We start from the raw sequence: 14,911 nt of genomic DNA, 5'->3' as shown, positions 1-14,911 counted from the left end.
GGGTGGCGGCTGCTTTAGCGCAGCCAGCTCAGCGACAGCTCGTCGTCGTCTTCGTTGATGTGGCCCGACAGCGTCACCAGGTTGATGTGAATCTGCTGCAGGTCGAACCGGCGGCCGGTCTGCTCCTCGATGGTCTCCCGGCGAATCACGAGGCGCCTGGGCGCGTCGATCTTGACCAGGCCGGGCGAGCGCCGGGCGCTGGCGCTGGGGTTGTCGTGCAGGATGGCATCGACCACCGGGCGGGCTTCCTCGTTGTCCTGGAAGGCGATGAAGACGTTGGATACGACCGGGGCGTTCATGCGACGCTCCTGGCAAGGCCGGCCTTGCGGGCACGGGCATCGAGGGTGGCACGCACGTCATCGAGCAAGGCCTCGCCGTCGTTGCCCAGCGCCAGTCTGGCCACGGGCGCCAGCGCGGCCTGCGCCAGGTCGGCGTAGTGCCGGTACCAGCCGCTGATCAGCGCCAGGTTGTCGGCGTTGTCCGCCGCCGCGACCTTGACCACGGCATCGACCCAGCGCGCACCCTCGTCATGCCACTCGGGCATGAAGGCGGTGAGCATGGCCACTGCGGTGCCGCCCTGCAAGGCCAACTGGTCATCGACAAAATGGGTGTAGATCAGCGGGAACAGCAGGCCGTCCAGCGCCAGGTTTTGCGCCATGAACAGCTCGAACGGATCGTTGACGACCAGGGTGTCTTCGACGAAGCGGCGCAGCGCCTGCCAGCGCGGGTCTTGCAGCCAGGCGTTTTTGCCCGCCTCCAGGGCGCCGGGCTCCCCCAGCGCCAGGCCCAGGCGGGTCAGGTACTGGGCCACGCCTAGCTGGTCCATGGCGTGCATCATGGCCGGGGCGGTAAAGGCCGTTCCATAGCCGCGTGCACACACCTGGCAATTGTTCATGTTGGCGCCCCAGGCCACATGGCGCAGCGGCATCAGCACCTCGACCGCCTTGGCGCGCAGGGCATCGCTGGTCTTGGCGATCAGGTTGCGCGACTCGACAATCTGGTAGTTGGACTCCATCGCCTCTTGCTGGCGCGCGCGGGCCATGGTCCAGTTGGCGTAGTAATACTGGCGCGGGTCGCGCAGGGCATCCCAGTCAGCCAGTTTGACGGCCGTGCGGCCAGCATCAAACAGCTCGAATTCGGGCTCCCAGGTGGGGCGGTAGTCGAAGTTGGCCGTGGGCTGGATGCCCAAGGTGGCCTCGTGGTAGCGCGATGCCGGCTTGTCGCCGGTGTACTTGGCCACGCGGGCAAAGGTGTTGCGCTGGGGCTTGATCTCGCGCGCTTGCAGATCGATGTTCATTCGCGGGTCTCCTGAGGGTTTTGATTCGGGGAAGGCGCGTCGAGCTGCTGCACCCGGTTGGCGGCACAGAACTCGGCAAAGGCCGGACGGGGCAACAGCAGTTCCACCGCCAATTCGGGCCAGCCGATCGAGAATTCGAACGCCACCAACCCGTCGGCACGCGGGGCAAGAGGCCTCACGTATCTGCGCGACGGATCGCAGGCGGGCAGTTCCAGGGACAGGTCGATCGGGGTCATGGGTCAGGCTCGGCACAATGCACCGACAATGAATGCATGAGCCATGCCACGACCAGGGGAATCCTCAAAAATATCGATAATTTCAGGGAAAACCCCGAAATAAACCCAGGTCAAAAATAAATAATGCGAGATTTCATATCGGGTTTTCCCTGATTTTCTGGTGATATTGACTCTCGTTTTTTCATCAAATCATGAAATCCAAAAATATCGGCTTGATGAATTGATCAATACTCGATTCGCGCGGCATGGACAGGGTTGAATTCATTATCGATAATCGATTCATGATCGAGGATGCCCTCCCTCCCTTGCCCTCAGACGCGGATCTGCGTCGGTTGGTGCACTTTTCGGCCGGCGACGGGCGCATCTGGCTCGCCGGCCAGCGCATGGTGCTGATCCATGCCGCGGCCCTGGGATCGCTGCGACGCGAGTTGATGCAGACCATCGGCCGCGAGACGACGCGCCGCGTGCTGATGCGTTCCGGCTACGCCGCCGGCGAGCGCGATGCGGCATTGGCGCGCCAGGTGCGCAGCGAGGCGTCCTTGTTCGAAATGTTCGCCGTCGGCCCGCAGCTGCACATGCTCGAGGGCGCCGTGCAGGTCACGGCGGAGCGCTTCGAGGCCGACGTCGACCAGGGCCGCTACCACGGCATCTTCCGCTGGGACCATTCCTGGGAGGTGGAAACCCATGTGCGCGACTTCGGTCCCCAGGCAGAACCGGTGTGCTGGATGCTGCTCGGCTATGCCTCGGGCTACACCAGCGCGTTCTTCGGCCGCCCCGTGCTGTACAAGGAGGTCGCCTGCTGCGCCTGCGGCGATGCGCACTGCCGCATCGAGGGCCGCCCGCTCGCCGACTGGCCCGACGGCGAGGCCATGGCCCGCGACTACGACGCCGACTCGCTGCTGGTGCGCCTGGAGGACCTCCATTCCCAGGTCGAGACGCTGCGCTCCTCGCTCGAACCCGCCGACGATCTGGGCCCGTTGGTGGGCCGCTCCAAGGCGTTCACGGGCGCGGTGGACCTGCTGCGCAAGGCCGCCGTGACCCAGGTGACGGTGCTGCTGACCGGCGAGACCGGCGTCGGCAAGGAGCGCTTCGCGCGCGCACTGCATGCGATGAGCGCGCGCGCGGACAAGCCGTTCGTCGCGGTCAACTGCGCGGCGCTGCCGGGCGAGCTGATCGAAAGCGAACTGTTCGGCGCCGAGAAAGGTGCCTACACCGGTGCCGGTGCTGCGCGACCCGGCCGCTTCGAGCGCGCCAACGGCGGCACGCTGATGCTCGACGAGCTGGGCGAGCTGCCGCTGCCCGCGCAGGCCAAGCTGCTGCGCGTGCTGCAGCATGGCGAAATTGAACGCCTGGGCGCCACGCAGGTGCGCAAGGTGGACGTTCGGGTGATCGCCGCGACCAACGTCGATCTGGAGGCCGCGGTCGCCGCCGGTCGCTTCCGGCGCGATCTCCTGTACCGGCTCGACGTCTATCCGATCCGCATTCCGCCGCTGCGCGAGCGCGCCGACGACATCGAGCCGTTGGCGCTGCACCTGCTGCAACGCTTCTGCGCGCTGCACGACAAGCGCGTCACCGGGTTCACCGACCGCGCGCTCGACGCCATGCGCCACCATCCCTGGCCTGGCAACGTGCGCGAACTGGAAAACCTGATCGAGCGCGGCGTCATCCTCGCCAGTGCCGGCGAGCCGATCGACGTGGACGCACTGTTTGCTGCCGCTCCGACGTCGACGCCGGTCACCGTCAACGCCTCGGGCGAGCTCGAGCGCCGGTCGACCGACGATTCGGGAGCGCTGTATGACGAACTGCAGCGCCGGCAGCTCAGCCTGGAAGCGCTCGAGGACGCGCTGATCAACGACGCGGTCGACCGCGCCGCCGGCAACCTGTCGGCGGCCGCGCGCGCCCTGGGCCTCACCCGGCCGCAACTGAGCTACCGGCTGCAGCGCCTGCGCGAGCGCGCACGTCGATAGCCCCCTTGCGAGCAGGAGCGACTGCACGACGACGAGGTCGAAGGCCGGCTCGCTTCGGACGAGCGGTTTCGGCAACGGGCTGCGCGCCGTGGCTCAGGCGTTGGGCAGGCTCAGTCCCCAGCGTGCCAGCGCCGCGTCGTCGCTCACGCGCGCGTCCACCCAGCGCGCGCCTTCGGGCGTGGCCTCCTTCTTCCAGAACGGCGCCTGGGTCTTGAGGTAGTCCATCAGGAACTCGCAGGCCTGAAAACTCTCGCGCCGATTCATCGAGGTGACAGCCACCAGCACGATCTGATCGAGCGGCTGCAGCAGGCCGACCCGATGCACCACCCGCGCGCCCAGAATGGCAAAGCGCTGCTGCGCGGCATCGATCATCGCCTCGATGGCCTTCTCGGTCATGCCGGGGTAGTGCTCCAGCTCGATCGCGCTCACGCTGCCCGCCTCGGCGCCGGCGTGGCGGTCGCGCACCGTGCCGACAAAGGCACACACGGCGCCGATGCGCGCATCGCCGGCGCGCAAGTGCGCCACCTCCTGCGTCAGGTCGAAGTCGTGCGACTGAATGCTCACCCGGGGACCGCGTCCCGCCTTGATCGCTTGCATGAGGCCGATTGTGGCACCCGGCGGACAGCCAGCGGAGCGCCCTTTTCCAGAGTCTGAATCAGCGCGGCGCGCTCAAGGCCATCGACGAAAAGTGGCTGAAGTGAAACGGCCGGACACAGGTGACGACGGTTCCCGATTCGGCTAAATTGACGCTCAACCCATAAAAACACCACAACGAGACCGGGATGGCGATCGAGGCTTACAGCTTGCGGACACTGCCCGATTTTGTCGGCAAGGAGCTGGGGGTATCGGGCTGGGTGCGGGTGGATCAGCCGCGCATCGACCAGTTCGCCGAGTGCACGGGCGATCACCAGTGGATTCACGTCGACCCCAAGCGGGCCAGCGCCGAAAGCCCGTACGGCGGCACCATCGCACACGGCTTTCTGACGCTCTCGATGGTGGCGACGATGGCGATGGAGGTGGGCATCGTGCCGGCCGACGCGCGCGCCGGGCTCAATTACGGCATGGACAAGCTGCGCTTCATGGCGCCCGTCAAGGCCGGCGCGCGCGTGCGCTGCCGCGTCGAGCTGATGTCGGCCGAGGACAAGGGCGGCGGCAACACCCTCATCAAGACGCGCAACACGCTGGAAATCGAAGGGGAAGGCAAACCCGCCCTGGTGGCCGAAATGTTGGCCATGCTGATCCAGTGACCGGCGCAGAAAGCACTTGTTCGCACAACGAGGAGACAGGCCATGGCCAGAAAAAAGGCAAGCGCGACGGCGACCGCTGAAGTCCATACCGACGCCGATACCGACGCCACGCAATCGGTCGGCGGACTGAATGCCCTGGGCGACCTGCGGCTGGACGACCTGCGCGACAGCGCCGTCGAGCTGTGGCTGCAGGCGCTGCGGCAACCCGAAGTCTTCGCGCGGGAAAGCGCGGCGTTCTACGCCAAGCTGGCCAAGATCATCGTGCGCGGCGATGGCGGCGAGTCGGCACCCAGCCCCGATCCGCGCTTTGGCGACTCCGCCTGGCGCAACAACGGCCTGTACCGCCGGTGGCTGCCGGCGTACCAGGCGTGGGCGCAGTCGCTGCAGAATTTTGTCGACCAGGCGGGGCTGGAGCCCAAGCAGACGGGCCGCGCCAAGTTCCTGATGTCGCAAGTGACCGAGGCGCTGGCGCCCACCAACTTCCTGCTGGGCAATCCGGCCGCGCTCAAGCGCGCTTATGAGAGCGGCGGCAAGAGCCTGCTCAGCGGCTACCAGAACTGGTTGAGCGACGTGACGGCGCGTCGCCCCGTGCCCTCGCAGGTGGACACGCGGCCGTTCAAGGTCGGCGACAACCTGGCGGCCACGCCCGGCGACGTGGTGCTGCGCACCGAACTGTTCGAGCTGCTGCAATTCGCGCCGCAGACCGAGCAGGTGCACGAGCGGCCGATCCTGGTGATTCCCTCAATCATCAACAAATACTACGCGTTCGACCTGGCGCCCGGGCGCAGCCTGCTCGAATACCTGGTGCAAAACGGCTTCACGCTGTTCGTCATGGTGTTCCGAAACCCCGGCAAGGAGCACGATTCATGGGGCATGGACACCTACATGGACGGCATGGACGAGGCGCTGCAGGCGGTCAAGAGCATCTCGGGCTGCGCCGATCCGAACGTGCTGGCCGTCTGTGGCGCGGCGCCGCTGGCCGTCACGGTGGCCGGCCATCACGAGGCCATGCATTCGAAAAGCATCGGCTCGATGACGCTGTTCGTAGCGCCGCTGGACTGCGCCGCCATGAACGACACACCCGTGCTGGGCGACTTCAACGACCCCAAGCTGAGCAAGTGGACCAAGGTGCTGCCCAAAAAGAGCGACCGCATCAGCGCCGACGAATTCACCCTGCTGTTTGCCATGTTGCGGCCCAACGACCTGATCTGGAACTACTGGGTCAACAACTACCTGATGGGCGAAGGGCCGCCGGCCTTCGACATCCTGGCCTGGAACTCGGACGCCACCGGCATGACCGCCCAGTACAACCGCGACTTCCAGGCCTTCTGCGCGCGCAATCCGCTGGCCACGCCCGGCGCCATGCAGTATCGCGACACGCCCATCGCCGACATTTCCAAGTTCGGCTTCGACAGCCTGGTCATCGCCGCCCGCACCGACCACATCTGCCCTTGGCCGTCGGTGTACCGCTCGGCCCAGATGCTGGGCAAGCGCTGCGACTTCCTGCTGGGCGGGCGCGGCCACATCCAGACCATCGTGGCGCCGCCCGGGGGCAAGAAGGACTTTTATTTCCTCAACCCGGACAACACCAAGGACAGCGACGGCTGGCTGGCCGACGCCCAGCGCGTCTACGGCAGTTGGTGGCCGTACTACGTCGAATGGTGCGCCAAGCGCTCGGGCAAAATGGTCGCCGCACCCAAAAAGCCCGGCAACAAGACCCACCCGTCCCTGGGCAAGGCACCGGGCACCTACGTGCATGAAAAGGCATCGTCTTGATCGACACCATGGACTCCCCAGACACCGCGACCGCCAACCGAGCCGAACCGCGATTCGAACGCCGGACCGTCGACGGCCACGAGCTGCGCATCGCGGTGTGGGCGGGCACGTTGGCGGACAAGCCGCCCTTGCTGCTGTTCAACGGCATCGGCTCGCGCATCGAGCTGATGGCGCCGTTTGTCGACCACCTGGACCCCGAGCGCGAGATCATCGCGCTGGACGTTCCGGGCACCGGCGAATCGCCGGCCACCCCGTTCCCGTACCGGCTGTGGATGATGGCCCGCCTGGTGGGGCACCTGCTCGAGCAGTTGAAGGTCGAGCGCGTGGACGCATTGGGCGTCTCCTGGGGCGGCACCCTGGCCCAGCAGTTTGCCCTGCAAAACCCGCGCCGCTGCCGCCGGCTGGTGCTGGCGGCCACCGCCGCGGGCGGGCTGCTGATTCCGGGCGACCTGCGCGTGCTGGCCAAGATGACCACGCCGCGCCGGTTCAAGGACCCCAACTTCATGCGTGACAACCTGGGCGCGCTCTACGGCGGCGTGGCCCGCACCGACCCCGAGGCGCTGACCGATTTCGCACGCCTGTCGCGCTCGCCCAGCCGGCGCGGCTACCTCTACCAGCAGATGGCCCTGGCCGGCTGGATCAGCGCGCCCCTGCTGCCCCTGCTGCGGCAGCCCACCTTGATCATGGCGGGCAACGACGACCCGATCGTCCCCCTGGTCAATGCCCGCATCATGACGCGGCTGATTCCGCACAGCACGCTGGTCGAGCTGGACGACGGGCACCTGTTCCTGTTCACCAAGGCAACCGAATCGGCTGCGGCGGTCGATCGGTTTCTGGATTCGGGCGAGAAGTAGGCGCTCCAGTCGGCTGCGGCGATCGCCCCCGCACGCCGCTTATCCTCCCGTGACGGGCGGGAAAAACGCCACCTCGGCACCGGCGCGCAGGGGCTCGCTGTCGGCCGCCATCACCTGGTCCTGCGCCATGCGCACGGCGCGGGTCGGGGCCAGCGCCTCGGCGTAAGCGCCGCCGCGCGCGGCCAGTTCGCGGCGCAGCGCGCCCAGCGTGGCGGCGTCGGTGTCGAGCGCTTCCGAGCCTTTGCCCAGCGCCTCGCGCAACGAGGCGAAGTAGCGCACCGTGACCTGCACCGTCATGACAGCAGCTCCGCCAGCGGGATGAAGCGAACCATGTCGCCCTGGGCGATGGTGGTGCCCGCCGGGTGGTCGACCAGGCCGTCGGCCCAGTGCATCGACGTCAGCACGCCCGAGCTCTGGTTGGCGAACAGATCCAGCCCGCCCTGCGCGTTGCGCCGCACGCGCAGGAACTCGCGGCGCTTGTCGGCCTTGGTGATGGCGAAGTCGGCGCGCAGGGCAAAGGCCGGCGCGTCCAGCCGTGTGGCACCTTGCAGCGCCCGCACGAAGGGCCGCACCAGCAGCAGGAAGGTGACGAAGCTGGACACCGGATTGCCGGGCAGGCCGATGAAGTGCGCCGCGCCGCCATCGGCCCGCCCGACGTGGCCGTAGGCAAAGGGTTTGCCGGGCTTGATGGCGATCTGCCACAGGTCCAGCGCGCCCAGGCGCGTGACGGCGGGCTTGACGTGGTCTTCCTCGCCCACCGACACGCCGCCACTGGTCAGGATCAGATCGTGCCCGGCCGCCGCGCCGCGCAGGGCATCCACCGTGGCGTCCAGGCTGTCGGGCACGATGCCCAGGTCGGTCACCTCGCAGCCCAGGCGCTGCAGCAGCGCGCGCAAGAAATAGCGGTTGCTGTTGTAGATGGCGCCGGGCGGCAGGGCCTCGGGGGCCACCGTGCCGGGCGTCACCAGTTCGTCGCCGGTCGAGAACATGGCCACCCGCGGGCGGCGCGCCACGCTCAGGCGATCCAGGCCGATTCCGGCCGCCAGCCCGGTACTGGCGGGCGTGAGCAGCTCCTCTTTCGAGAGCACCACGGCACCGCGCATGACATCCTCGCCGGCGCGGCGAATCGACTGGCCGGCCTTGGGCACGACGCGGATGCGCACGCGCGCGCCGCCCTGCAGCGCCTCGGTGTCTTCCTGCATCACCACTGCGTCGGCGCCGGGCGGGATGGGCGCGCCGGTGAAGATGCGCGCCGCGCTGCCCGGCGCCAGTGGCCGGCCCACGCTGCCGGCCGGGATGCGCTGGCTGACCGGCAACTCGACGCCGGCCGTGGCGCAGTCGGCGCTGCGCACGGCGTAGCCGTCCATGGCGCTGTTGTCGGCCGGCGGCACCGTCAGGCCGGAGATCACGTCCTGCGCCAGCACGCGGCCGTCGGCGTCGAAGGTGGACACCGACTCGACCCCCAGCACGGGCTGGGCGCGGGCCAGCAGGCGCCGGATGGCGTCGTCCAGCGGCATCAGGGGCGCGCGGACGGCGGGCTTGGCGGGCGGTTCGGCAACTGGGGGCATGAAAGCGCTGCAATGAGGAATGCGATGACGGTCGATCTTATCGGCCCGTGCCGGCGCCCGCTCACCGGGCGGCGAAAGTCACTGCGCCGGCGCTGCGTAGGCCAGGCGCTCGCCCTGGTCGATCAGCCAGTCCGCCACGGCCGCGCCCCGGTTCAGGTCCAGCACCGGCCGCCCGGCGGGCTGGGGCAGGCGCGCGGCATCGTCGGTGGCAACGGCGATCACGTGCTCGTCGTGCGGATACAGCACCGCGTGGCCGGTGGGGGCGCGCCAGACCTCGATCTTGCTCAGGTCGCTGCCGCGAAATCCTTCGACCAGCACCCAGTCCACCCCGGCGTCCAGGCGCGCGATGAGCTGGTGCACGCTGAGCTCGGTCTCGCGCTCGAACTCGCGCATCAGCGCCAGCCGATGGCGCGAGGCGATCAGCACCTCGACGGCGCCCGCCTCGCGGTGGCGAAAACTGTCCTTGCCGGGGCGGTCGATGTCGAAGCGGTGGTGCGCGTGCTTGATGACCGACACGCGCAGGCCGCGCGCGCGCAAGGCGGCGATGACCTGCTCGATCAGCGTTGTCTTGCCGGCGCCGGAATAGCCGGCAAAGCCCACCACCTTCATCCGTTCGATCCGATCACTATCAACTCAATAGCTTGTTGCGCTTGACTGGCGGGCGCCAGAGCCACATTTCATTCACATTCTTGCTCGATCAGCCGCTTGACCTGCCCCGCGTCGGCCGGCAGCACGCGCACGCGGCGCGGCAGCTGCTCGATGCCCTCGAAGGCCGGCGGGCGCTCGGGCGGGTGGCCCAGCGCCTCCTCGATGGTGACGGCGAACTTGATGGGCAAGGCCGTCTCCAGCGCGATCATGGGCACGCCGGGGCGCACCTGCTCGCGCGCGACCTTCACGGCGTCGGCGGTGTGCGGATCGATCGTCAGGCCCTGCTGCGCGTGCACGGCGCGGATGGTGGCCAGGCGGTCGGCGTGCGTGCTCTTGCCGCTCACGAAACCGTAGTGCTCATGGGCCTGCTTGAAAGCAGGATCGCCGCTCAGATCAAAGCGACCGCCGTGGCGCAGCGCATCGTCGAACAACGCCTTCACGCGCGCGCCGTCGCGCCCCAGCAGGTCGAACACGAAACGCTCGAAGTTGCTGGCCTTGCTGATGTCCATGCTGGGGCTGCTGGTCTCGTGCGTGTCGGCGCTGCCGCGCACGCGGTACACGCCGGTGCGGAAGAACTCGTCGAGCACGTCGTTCTCGTTGGTGGCCACCACCAGCTGCCCGATCGGCAGGCCCATCTGCCGCGCCACGTGGCCGGCGCAGACGTTGCCGAAGTTGCCGCTGGGCACGGTGAAGTCGACGTGCTCGTCATTCCTCCGCGTCGCCTGGACGTAGCCCGCGAAGTAGTACACCACCTGCGCCAGCAGCCGCGCCCAGTTGATCGAGTTGACGGTGCCGATGCGATATTTGCGCTTGAACTCCAGATCGTTGCTGACGGCCTTGACGATGTCCTGGCAGTCGTCGAACACGCCCTCGATGGCGATGTTGTGGATGTTGGGGTCTTGCAGACTGAACATCTGCGCCTGCTGAAACGCGCTCATGCGCCCGTCGGGGCTGAGCATGAACACGCGGATGCCCTTCTTGCCGCGCATGGCGTATTCGGCTGCGCTGCCGGTGTCGCCGCTGGTGGCGCCCAGGATGTTGAGTTGCGCGCCCCGGCGTGCCAGCTCGTACTCGAACAGGTGGCCCAGCAGCTGCATGGCCATGTCCTTGAAGGCCAGCGTGGGACCGTTGGACAGGGCCTGCAGCCAAAAGCCCTCGCCCAAAGGCTTCAGCGGCGTGATCTGGGGCGTGCCGAAGACCTGTGCGGTGTAGGTCTTGTCGCAAATGGCCTTCAGGTCGGCGGCCGGAATGTCGTCGATGTAGAGCGACAGGATTTCAAAGGCCAGCGCGGCATAGCCGTGGCTTGCATGCACCTGGCGCAGGCGCTGCAGCTCGGCGGCGTCGATGCGTGGGTAGCGCTCGGGCAGATACAACCCGCCGTCGGGCGCCAGGCCCTCCAGCAGGATGTCGCAAAAACGGCGTGATGCGCCTTCACCGCGCGTGGACAGGTATCTCATGGGGTCGGTCGAACCAGCGGCGCCCGCGGCGCCGCCCGTCAATTCAATTCAGCTCTTCCTTGCGGATGCGCACGATCGGCGCCAGCACCGTGGGCAGGGCCTGCAGCTGCGTCAGCGCGCCGTTCATGGCGCCTTCGCGCGCCTCGTGGGTGAGGATGATCAGGTCGGTTTGCGTGCTGCCCTCGCCGCCCACCTCGTCGGCCTCGCGCTGCAGCAGTGCGTCGACGCTGATGCCGGCGTCGGCCAGGATGGTGGCCACGCGCGCCAGCACGCCGGCCTCGTCGGCCACGGTGAGGCGCAGGTAGTAGCTGGTGACGATCTCGTCCATGGGCAGCACGCTCACGTCGCGCATCGCGCCGGGCTGGAAGGCCAGGTGCGGCACGCGGTGCTGCGGGTCGCTGGTGGCCAGGCGCGCCACGTCCACCAGGTCGGCGATCACCGCGCTGGCGGTGGGCTCTGCTCCGGCGCCCTTGCCGTAGTACAGCGTGGTGCCCACCGCATCGCCGTTGACCACCACCGCGTTCATGGCGCCCTCGACGTTGGCGATCAGGCGCTTGGCCGGCACCAGCGTGGGGTGCACGCGCAGCTCGACCCCCCTGACGGCCGGTGAGGACGTCAGTTCGTTTCCCTCGCGCCGCTTGGTGAAGCCCAGCAGCTTGATGCGGTAGCCCAGCTGCTCGGCATATTTGATGTCGGTGGCCGCCAGCTGGGTGATGCCCTCGACGTGGGCCTTGTCGAACTGCACCGGAATGCCGAAGGCGATGGCGCTCATCAGCGTGGCCTTGTGCGCAGCGTCCACGCCCTCGATGTCGAAGGTCGGGTCGGCCTCGGCGTAGCCCAGGCGTTGCGCGTCCTTCAGGGCGGCGTCGAAGTCCAGGCCCTTGTCGCGCATCTCGGAGAGGATGAAGTTGGTGGTGCCATTGATGATGCCCGCGATCCACTGGATGCGGTTGGCCGTCAGGCCCTCGCGCAGCGCCTTGATGATGGGGATGCCGCCGGCCACCGCGGCCTCAAAGGCGACCATCACGCCCTTGTCGGCGGCGGCCTGGAAGATCTCGGTGCCGTGCACGGCCAGCAACGCCTTGTTGGCCGTCACCACGTGCTTGCCGGCGGCAATGGCCTCCAGCACCAGGGTCCTGGCAATGCCGTAGCCGCCGATCAGCTCGATCACGACCTCGATGTCCGGGTTGGCGATGACGGCGCGCGCGTCGCCCACCACCTGTACGTGCTCACCCACCAGCGCCTTGGCGCGCGCGGTGTCCAGGTCGGCCACCATGGTGATCTCGATGCCGCGGCCGGCGCGGCGGCGGATTTCCTCCTGGTTGCGCTGCAGCACGGCAAAGGTGCCGCTGCCCACGGTGCCGATGCCCAGCAGGCCGACTTGAATGGCTTTCATGATTCGGTTGTTATGAATGAAATTGGCCTCTTGCGCCCGTCAATCAAGCGCGAGCAGCTTCTTTTTTGGTAGCAATTGGAAGCACGTTGGCGGGCTTGGCGCGGCGCTGGCGGTACTGCTCCAGGAACTTCGCCAGGCGCTCGACGGCCTCGCGCAGGTCGCCCTCGTGCGGCAGAAAGACGATGCGAAAGTGCTGGTTGTCCGGGTAGTTGAAGCCCGAGCCCTGCACCAGCATCACTCGCGTGGCGCGCAGCACCTCCATGAAGAACTGGCGGTCGTCCTCGATCGGGTACAGCGCCGGGTCCAGGCGCGGAAACATGTACAGCGCCGCCTGCGGCTTGACGCAGCTGACGCCGGGGATCTGCGTGATCAGCTCATAGGCCAGGTCGCGCTGGCGGCGCAGGCGCCCGCCTTCCTTGACCAGGTCGTTGATGCTCTGGTAGCCGCCCAGCGCCGTCTGGATGGCCCACTGCCCCGGCACGTTGGAGCCGAGCTTGAGGTTGGCCAGCATGTTCAGGCCCTCGACGTAGTCGCGCGCCGCCGCCTTGTCGCCCGACACCACCATCCAGCCGGCGCGGTAGCCGCAGGAGCGGTAGGCCTTGGACAGCGAGTTGAAGGTGAGCGTCAGCACGTCGGTCGACAGCGAGGCCATCGCGGTGTGCCGCACGCCGTCGTACAGCACCTTGTCGTACACCTCGTCGACCAGCAGCACCAGGCCGTGCTCGCGCGCCAGTTGCACGATGCCCAGCAGCAGCTCGTCGCTGTACAGCGCGCCGGTCGGGTTGTTGGGGTTGATGACCACGATGCCGCGCGTGCGCGGCGTGATCTTGGCTCGCATGTCGGCCAGGTCGGGCATCCAGCCGTCCTCCTCGCGGCACATGTAGTGCACGGGGTGGCCGCCGGCCAGGCTGGTGACGGCCGTCCACAGCGGGTAGTCGGGCGACGGCACCAGCAGCTCGTCGCCCTCGTTCAGCAGCGCGTTGGTGGCCATCTGGATCAGCTCGCTGGCGCCGTTGCCCAGGTAGATGTCGTCCAGCGTGACGCCGGCAATGCCCTGCTGCTGCGTGTAGTGCATCACCGCCTTGCGCGCCGCGAACATGCCCTTGCTGTCCGAGTACCCGGCCGAGTCGGGCAGGTTGCGGATCATGTCCTGCATCACCTCCTCGGGCGGATCGAAGCCGAACGGCGCCATGTTGCCGATGTTCAGCTTGATGATCTTCTGGCCCTCGTCCTCCATCTGCCGCGCGGCGTCGACGATGGGGCCGCGCACGTCGTACAAGACGTTGGCCAGCTTGCTGGATTTGGCGATGGTCTTCATGGGCAAAACCTCGAGCGCGCGGCAGGGATCGCGCGCGAAACATAGAATTGGAACACATTTGGTGCACCGCACAAACGCCATGAAGTTCCAGTCCGACCTTTTCGAGACGGCCATCACCGGCTACGGCCCGGGCTGGATCACCGTGCGCGGCGAGCGCATCGCGCACAGCGTGCTGCTGAGCAGCAGCGGCGAGCGGGTCGTTTGGCCCTGCGCGCGTTTCGAGGACTTGGGCAGCCAGCATTTCGAGCCGCTGGCACTGCAGCGCCCCGAGCTGGTGCTGTTTGGCAGCGGCGCGCGGCTGCGCTTTCCGCCGCCGGCCTGGATCCGCCCGCTGATCGAGGCCGGCATCGGCGTCGAAACCATGGACACGGCCGCCGCCTGCCGCACCTACAACATCCTGGCCGGCGAAGGCCGGCGCGTGATTGCCGCGCTGCTGCTGGACGCGGGCGAAGAAGCCCCGGATCGGTTAAAATAACAGCCTTGCAGCTGTTGCGGGCAGCCTCATCGCCAGCCACTCTTGCAACTGCCGGCAGGCCTTGCCCGCCGGCACGGCGTTGCGGGTGAGTGTGCGAGCACGTCGCCCCGCCGCTTTCTGTCCAAAACACGTCCGGAGATCAGCGTTCCTATGGCGATTGTTGTCAACAAACCCCTGCCCGAATTCGAAGCCAACGCCACCGGCGGCGTGAAGGTTACCAACACCACCCATCTCGGGCAAGCACTCATCCTGTATTTTTATCCCAAGGACAACACGCCGGGCTGCACCACCGAGGCGATGCAGTTTCGGGACAAGTACAAGGATTTCGTCAAGGCCGGTGCCATCGTGTTCGGCGTCAGCCGCGACAACATGAAGTCGCACGACGACTTCAAGGCCAAGCTGGAGCTGCCCTTCGAGCTGATCGCCGACACCGAAGAAAAGATGTGCCACATGTTCGGCGTGGTCAAGAACAAGATCATGTACGGCAAGAAGGTCAAGGGCATCGAGCGCAGCACCTTCCTCGTCAACGCCGAAGGCATCTTGGTGCAGGAGTGGCGCGGCCTGAAGGTTCCGGGCCACGTCGAAGAGGTCCTGAAGGCCGTCAAGATCCTCAGGAAGGCCGCCTGATCGACGCACGGACGGCGCCGCCGGCTCATGCATAATGAGCCGCAA

Annotated in this window: 16 protein-coding genes; 6 read left to right on the top strand and 10 right to left on the bottom strand. The window is 67.5% G+C overall.

Annotated elements, in window-relative coordinates:
- Positions 1-14 precede the first annotated feature (14 nt).
- Genes ACWHMB_RS08660 through ACWHMB_RS08650 form a run of 3 tightly spaced genes read right to left on the bottom strand, consistent with a single transcriptional unit; the run spans position 15 to position 1,533 of the window.
- The gene (locus ACWHMB_RS08660) at positions 15-299 is read right to left on the bottom strand and encodes an MmoB/DmpM family protein (protein ID WP_377479815.1); all 285 of its coding nucleotides are present in this window, start codon (positions 297-299) and stop codon (positions 15-17) included.
- Positions 296-1,297, bottom strand: coding sequence for a phenol hydroxylase (locus ACWHMB_RS08655; protein ID WP_377479818.1), 1,002 nt, complete (start codon positions 1,295-1,297; stop codon positions 296-298). The genes ACWHMB_RS08660 and ACWHMB_RS08655 overlap by 4 nt, the downstream gene beginning before the upstream one ends.
- On the bottom strand, positions 1,294-1,533 hold the full coding sequence (locus ACWHMB_RS08650; protein ID WP_377479821.1) for a phenol hydroxylase subunit: 240 nt from the start codon (positions 1,531-1,533) through the stop codon (positions 1,294-1,296). Before ACWHMB_RS08650 ends, ACWHMB_RS08655 begins: the two co-directional genes overlap by 4 nt.
- A 281-nt stretch (positions 1,534-1,814) precedes the next feature.
- Between ACWHMB_RS08650 and ACWHMB_RS08645 the strand changes: the two genes are divergently transcribed.
- Positions 1,815-3,500 (top strand): sigma 54-interacting transcriptional regulator, encoded by a 1,686-nt coding sequence (locus ACWHMB_RS08645; protein WP_377480773.1) that lies wholly within the window; start codon positions 1,815-1,817, stop codon positions 3,498-3,500.
- Between the two features lie 93 nt (positions 3,501-3,593).
- Here the strand turns inward: ACWHMB_RS08645 and ACWHMB_RS08640 are convergent, their stop codons facing one another.
- Complete coding sequence (locus ACWHMB_RS08640) at positions 3,594-4,097, bottom strand: molybdenum cofactor biosynthesis protein MoaE (protein WP_377479824.1); 504 nt, start codon at positions 4,095-4,097, stop codon at positions 3,594-3,596.
- Positions 4,098-4,282: 185 nt separating this feature from the next.
- Between ACWHMB_RS08640 and ACWHMB_RS08635 the strand changes: the two genes are divergently transcribed.
- Genes ACWHMB_RS08635 through ACWHMB_RS08625 form a run of 3 tightly spaced genes read left to right on the top strand, consistent with a single transcriptional unit; the run spans position 4,283 to position 7,377 of the window.
- Positions 4,283-4,747 (top strand): MaoC family dehydratase, encoded by a 465-nt coding sequence (locus tag ACWHMB_RS08635; protein WP_293221140.1) that lies wholly within the window; start codon positions 4,283-4,285, stop codon positions 4,745-4,747.
- A 42-nt stretch (positions 4,748-4,789) separates the two neighbouring features.
- Positions 4,790-6,523, top strand: coding sequence for an alpha/beta fold hydrolase (locus ACWHMB_RS08630; RefSeq protein ID WP_377479827.1), 1,734 nt, complete (start codon positions 4,790-4,792; stop codon positions 6,521-6,523).
- Positions 6,524-6,531: 8 nt separating this feature from the next.
- Positions 6,532-7,377 carry an alpha/beta fold hydrolase gene (locus ACWHMB_RS08625; protein ID WP_447648508.1) on the top strand — a complete coding sequence of 282 codons (846 nt, stop codon included), beginning with the start codon at positions 6,532-6,534 and terminating at the stop codon, positions 7,375-7,377.
- A 39-nt stretch (positions 7,378-7,416) separates the two neighbouring features.
- Here ACWHMB_RS08625 and moaD read toward each other — a convergent pair whose 3' ends face one another.
- The 6 genes from moaD to ACWHMB_RS08595 form a co-directional block, all read right to left on the bottom strand.
- Positions 7,417-7,668: a molybdopterin converting factor subunit 1 gene (moaD, locus tag ACWHMB_RS08620; RefSeq protein WP_377480776.1), complete on the bottom strand. Its 252-nt coding sequence runs from the start codon at positions 7,666-7,668 to the stop codon at positions 7,417-7,419.
- A 2-nt stretch (positions 7,669-7,670) separates the two neighbouring features.
- A complete protein-coding gene (locus tag ACWHMB_RS08615) occupies positions 7,671-8,945 on the bottom strand; it encodes a molybdopterin molybdotransferase MoeA (RefSeq protein ID WP_377479833.1) in 1,275 nt (424 codons plus the stop codon).
- A gap of 78 nt (positions 8,946-9,023) precedes the next feature.
- The gene (gene mobB / locus ACWHMB_RS08610) at positions 9,024-9,554 is read right to left on the bottom strand and encodes a molybdopterin-guanine dinucleotide biosynthesis protein B (RefSeq protein WP_377479836.1); all 531 of its coding nucleotides are present in this window, start codon (positions 9,552-9,554) and stop codon (positions 9,024-9,026) included.
- Between the two features lie 68 nt (positions 9,555-9,622).
- The gene (gene thrC / locus ACWHMB_RS08605; RefSeq protein WP_377479839.1) at positions 9,623-11,050 is read right to left on the bottom strand and encodes a threonine synthase; all 1,428 of its coding nucleotides are present in this window, start codon (positions 11,048-11,050) and stop codon (positions 9,623-9,625) included.
- A gap of 43 nt (positions 11,051-11,093) precedes the next feature.
- The gene (locus tag ACWHMB_RS08600) at positions 11,094-12,446 is read right to left on the bottom strand and encodes a homoserine dehydrogenase (RefSeq protein ID WP_377479843.1); all 1,353 of its coding nucleotides are present in this window, start codon (positions 12,444-12,446) and stop codon (positions 11,094-11,096) included.
- 43 nt (positions 12,447-12,489) lie between these two features.
- Complete coding sequence (locus ACWHMB_RS08595) at positions 12,490-13,764, bottom strand: pyridoxal phosphate-dependent aminotransferase (RefSeq protein ID WP_377479846.1); 1,275 nt, start codon at positions 13,762-13,764, stop codon at positions 12,490-12,492.
- A 79-nt stretch (positions 13,765-13,843) separates the two neighbouring features.
- On the opposite strand from ACWHMB_RS08595, the gene ACWHMB_RS08590 reads away from it, so the two are divergent.
- Complete coding sequence (locus ACWHMB_RS08590) at positions 13,844-14,239, top strand: Mth938-like domain-containing protein (RefSeq protein WP_377479849.1); 396 nt, start codon at positions 13,844-13,846, stop codon at positions 14,237-14,239.
- 150 nt (positions 14,240-14,389) lie between these two features.
- The gene (locus ACWHMB_RS08585) at positions 14,390-14,866 is read left to right on the top strand and encodes a peroxiredoxin (protein WP_293221461.1); all 477 of its coding nucleotides are present in this window, start codon (positions 14,390-14,392) and stop codon (positions 14,864-14,866) included.
- The last annotated feature ends 45 nt before the right edge of the window (positions 14,867-14,911 follow it).

The sequence above is a fragment of the Ottowia pentelensis genome (assembly GCF_964341695.1).
This window is presented reverse-complemented; position numbering and strand designations above follow the sequence as displayed.

Coding starts and splice junctions, on each gene's coding strand:
- ACWHMB_RS08585 (WP_293221461.1), top strand. CDS start 14,390: ATGGCGATTGTTGTCAACAAACCCCTGCCCGAATTCGAAGCCAACGCC.
- mobB (WP_377479836.1), bottom strand. CDS start 9,554: ATGAAGGTGGTGGGCTTTGCCGGCTATTCCGGCGCCGGCAAGACAACG.
- ACWHMB_RS08645 (WP_377480773.1), top strand. CDS start 1,815: ATGATCGAGGATGCCCTCCCTCCCTTGCCCTCAGACGCGGATCTGCGT.
- ACWHMB_RS08595 (WP_377479846.1), bottom strand. CDS start 13,764: ATGAAGACCATCGCCAAATCCAGCAAGCTGGCCAACGTCTTGTACGAC.
- ACWHMB_RS08590 (WP_377479849.1), top strand. CDS start 13,844: ATGAAGTTCCAGTCCGACCTTTTCGAGACGGCCATCACCGGCTACGGC.
- ACWHMB_RS08630 (WP_377479827.1), top strand. CDS start 4,790: ATGGCCAGAAAAAAGGCAAGCGCGACGGCGACCGCTGAAGTCCATACC.
- ACWHMB_RS08600 (WP_377479843.1), bottom strand. CDS start 12,446: ATGAAAGCCATTCAAGTCGGCCTGCTGGGCATCGGCACCGTGGGCAGC.
- ACWHMB_RS08615 (WP_377479833.1), bottom strand. CDS start 8,945: ATGCCCCCAGTTGCCGAACCGCCCGCCAAGCCCGCCGTCCGCGCGCCC.
- ACWHMB_RS08660 (WP_377479815.1), bottom strand. CDS start 299: ATGAACGCCCCGGTCGTATCCAACGTCTTCATCGCCTTCCAGGACAAC.
- ACWHMB_RS08635 (WP_293221140.1), top strand. CDS start 4,283: ATGGCGATCGAGGCTTACAGCTTGCGGACACTGCCCGATTTTGTCGGC.
- ACWHMB_RS08625 (WP_447648508.1), top strand. CDS start 6,532: ATGGACTCCCCAGACACCGCGACCGCCAACCGAGCCGAACCGCGATTC.
- ACWHMB_RS08650 (WP_377479821.1), bottom strand. CDS start 1,533: ATGACCCCGATCGACCTGTCCCTGGAACTGCCCGCCTGCGATCCGTCG.
- ACWHMB_RS08640 (WP_377479824.1), bottom strand. CDS start 4,097: ATGCAAGCGATCAAGGCGGGACGCGGTCCCCGGGTGAGCATTCAGTCG.
- thrC (WP_377479839.1), bottom strand. CDS start 11,050: ATGAGATACCTGTCCACGCGCGGTGAAGGCGCATCACGCCGTTTTTGC.
- ACWHMB_RS08655 (WP_377479818.1), bottom strand. CDS start 1,297: ATGAACATCGATCTGCAAGCGCGCGAGATCAAGCCCCAGCGCAACACC.